This window comes from Salmonella sp. SAL00653, from assembly GCF_046552515.1.
GTDB classification, from domain to species: domain Bacteria; phylum Pseudomonadota; class Gammaproteobacteria; order Enterobacterales; family Enterobacteriaceae; genus Salmonella; species Salmonella enterica.
This window is the reverse complement of the sequence record NZ_JBGDTY010000047.1, coordinates 1-776: the sequence shown is the minus strand read 5'-3', so window position 1 is coordinate 776 and position 776 is coordinate 1. Positions and strand designations below refer to the sequence as shown.

At 47.4% G+C, this 776-nt stretch carries 1 protein-coding gene and 1 pseudogene; both read left to right on the top strand.

Annotation, left to right across the window (positions count from 1 at the left end):
* Window positions 1–178: DinI family protein (locus ACLJRU_RS23360; protein WP_410957053.1), on the top strand; the 178-nt coding region annotated here is incomplete at its 5' end.
* Between the two features lie 334 nt (window positions 179–512).
* Window positions 513–776, top strand: a pseudogene (locus tag ACLJRU_RS23355) (DUF1367 family protein); the annotation flags it as partial.

Below are 776 nucleotides of genomic sequence, written 5' to 3'. Positions count from 1 at the left end.
TGAAAAAGAATTAATTACCCGTCTCCAGAATCAGTATGAAAACTGCAACTTAACCATCCGTCGAGGCAGTCAGGATGATCTGAGTATCGTCGGTGCTGCTGATGGCGATAAAAAACGTATACAGAGCATTCTGCAGGAAACGTGGGAAAGCGCTGACGACTGGTTTTATGCATATTAAGCATCGTGGAGTCGCAGACGTTTCCAGAAATAAAGTCAGTGTGACGGGGGGTTACATGTTAGAAGACTTACCAGAATCAGGGTATGCGGTTATACGTTGTTACGATCATTGTGTAGTGGCAAGGTTCGGTAGTATTCCGGATAGCGGACGCGCTCTGATGTATCGTCGTGGTGACGAGATATCTTTTGTTCCCCTTCACCCTGATGACATAGTTGGAACTCCAACATTATTTACGCAAATGTTAGAAAAGGCAGGCTATCGAATTACCCGTTGCTTTGATACACTTCAAATGTAGGCCTGAACAACCTGCACCTGCTGCGCCACGGAGAACACCATGGCGCACGAATTACAACTCATCAAGCAGTCATCTGGAATTCTGATCCCCGCTACGCCGGAGACCAGCGAAATTCTGCAATCAAAAATTAAACTCGGTGCCGTGCTGGTGGCTGAGTTCCGTCAGGTGAGGAATCCTGCATTCCATCGCCGCTTTTTCGCGTTGCTTAATCTTGGGTTTGAATACTGGAACCCACCGGCGGCGCCATTTCTGCCAATGAGCGCAAACTGGTAAACGGTTATGCAAAGTTTCTCGCTGCATATG